5 protein-coding genes are annotated in these 2120 nt (G+C 29.5%); all 5 read right to left on the reverse strand.

Features of this window, described 5'->3' with window-relative positions; all coding sequences use genetic code 11:
- A partial coding sequence (locus HNP67_RS06685; RefSeq protein ID WP_184125773.1) for a BlyB family putative holin accessory protein occupies positions 1-260 on the reverse strand: 260 nt, incomplete at its 3' end.
- A complete protein-coding gene (locus tag HNP67_RS06690) occupies positions 250-597 on the reverse strand; it encodes a BlyB family putative holin accessory protein (RefSeq protein ID WP_184125775.1) in 348 nt (115 codons plus the stop codon). The genes HNP67_RS06685 and HNP67_RS06690, both read right to left, overlap by 11 nt.
- Before the next feature lie 3 nt (positions 598-600).
- Complete coding sequence (locus HNP67_RS06695; RefSeq protein WP_184125777.1) at positions 601-804, reverse strand: BlyA family holin; 204 nt, start codon at positions 802-804, stop codon at positions 601-603.
- Positions 805-881: 77 nt separating this feature from the next.
- Positions 882-1697: a DUF685 domain-containing protein gene (locus HNP67_RS06700; protein WP_184125779.1), complete on the reverse strand. Its 816-nt coding sequence runs from the start codon at positions 1695-1697 to the stop codon at positions 882-884.
- 9 nt (positions 1698-1706) lie between these two features.
- The coding region (locus HNP67_RS06705) for a DUF735 family protein (protein WP_184125781.1) at positions 1707-2120 on the reverse strand (414 nt) is incomplete at its 5' end.

Here is a 2120-nt window from a genome sequence, read left to right on the forward strand (position 1 = left end):
ATAATTTTTTTACTTTTGTCACTGGAAGTAGCTTCTATTATTTCAATATTGTATTTTAATATGTCTTGTATTTCTTCAAATATTTTCATTGATTCAGCTGTTTGCATTGATTTTAGTGTTCCAATATATGTTTTGCAGAAAAAATCTATTACACTGCTAAAAGTATTAATGTAATTATGATCTATGTTTGTATTAGTTTTAGCTATGTTGGTTAAGCCTGATAGTAAATTAAGCCCCAACTCAATAGTGTTATTTTGCATTATTTGTTCTTTCCTTATAGATAGGGTTTCCTTCCTGATTAAATTTTAGATTATTAGATATTTTTAGATTTTTTCCATCAGAATTAACTAGATCAATACAGTGATTGATTTTCTCATTTATTGGAGCGAGTGTTTTAGTTATTGTTGGAGTCAATGCATTCTCAAGTTTTTCCATATTTGCTTTATAGATTAATGTATAGTGAGCATATAGTTCATAAACTAAAAAAAATCCTTTATGTGCAATTTCATCAAATTCATCTTCAAATTTAGAAAATATATCAATAAGGCTTGTTATGGACTTAAGTCCAGTTTCAAGATTATCTTTAGATAAGTTCATTAGTTAATCTCTTTTTTTAATGTGAGTATTGCCATTTCCATTGCCATTCTTAAAAATCTTGCCTATGACTATGGTCAATATATCTTTTAGTAAAGGCTTGAGAAGAATTAACACTCCAAGAATTAGTACTGTGGCAAAAATCATTACTGCTATAAGTTTAATTTCATTTAGATTAATAAGAAGCTCGGTTATTTTAATACTATCCATTTTTTAATCCTTCATTTTAATTTTTTTATTTTTATATGTATAATATATACCAAAATTTTAATTTTTGCTAAAAAAGTTTATAGTTTACAAAAAAATGGGACTGGATTTCCTGATATCTGAGATCTTTTTTGGACATACCATCCTTTGTACATAGGAACTAGAATAGATACTGACGAGGAGCTCTCATGCAGATAAACTAGGCTTTTTTGACTTTCGTCGGAATACCTTACATATAATGATTTACTCCCATTGCTATTGTGTTTTATATCAATATCAATATCAAGGTAAGCTGGTACATCGTCAAGACTTTTATTACAACAAAGAGTTACATCGCCGTAATCGTCCATATTAATAACTGTTCTTTTACCCTGGTATTCATAAGGATAAAACGTAGTACCTGAAGTTTTACCTTTGTAAGGTTGATAATCGGATGGTATGCCAGTTAATTGTCTAGGAACGGGTGTTTTTTCAATAATGTTTGATGAATGGGACATTATCAAAAGATCATCGTGTTTATGTAGGATGGTTGATGATATGCTACTTGTAAGGTGAGATTTAATTTTACTAAAAAGGTTAGATATATTAGTAGAATCGTTGTTAATTAGCTTGTCTGTTATTTTAGCATAAATTTTTTCTACAAAGTCCGTATCAGCTGCAAGCTCTTCGGCAATTGTAGACTTAATTATTTCCTTAAAATAATCTAATCCTTCTCCTTTAAATGTCTTGTCTTTAGTGGTTTCTAAAAAGTCTTTAAAGGTAATAGCGTTGCTACTTGCAACCCCATCATCAAGTAGTAAAAGATCATTGTTATTAATGATTTTAACTCTATTCAAATCTTTAATTTGAACCGTTTCTTCTTCATCAATTAATAATTTTTCTTGATCATCAGCCATAAAGCCTCCTTAGTTGTTAAAAGTTATAATATTGTTGCCATCTTTATTATTAATTTTGAGAACTCTGCCAATAGGAACAATTCTCTTTATAAAAGCATAAATTGAATGATCATAGCCCTTAGGAAGGGAGTTAAATACTAAAGCTTTTTTAGATGCAGCGTACCCCGGTTTCTTTTCTCTAATTAGAATCTTTTTAGGTCGTTTTCCTTTTTCAGTGCTAGGAGAAATAAATGTAGTAAAGTTTGTTTTTATTGCCCCCTTTAGAGAGATATCAATAACACCGGCTTCGGGAGTGGTAACTTCAATGTCCACGTTTAAGAAGGCCTTGAAAATCAGTCTAAATGACTCATCAGTACCAATATGACGTAAAGCAAAAACAACACTATTAATATTGCTTGTAATGCTTTGTAAAGTTTGAGTTTT

Origin of the sequence: Borreliella californiensis, from assembly GCF_014205885.1 — a bacterium.
Taxonomy (GTDB): Bacteria; Spirochaetota; Spirochaetia; order Borreliales; family Borreliaceae; genus Borreliella; species Borreliella californiensis.

What these genes read in the sequence shown, in the direction of transcription:
- HNP67_RS06690 (WP_184125775.1), bottom strand. Translation starts at nt 597, where the DNA reads ATGAACTTATCTAAAGATAATCTTGAAACTGGACTTAAGTCCATAACA.
- HNP67_RS06695 (WP_184125777.1), bottom strand. Translation starts at nt 804, where the DNA reads ATGGATAGTATTAAAATAACCGAGCTTCTTATTAATCTAAATGAAATT.
- HNP67_RS06700 (WP_184125779.1), bottom strand. Translation starts at nt 1,697, where the DNA reads ATGGCTGATGATCAAGAAAAATTATTAATTGATGAAGAAGAAACGGTT.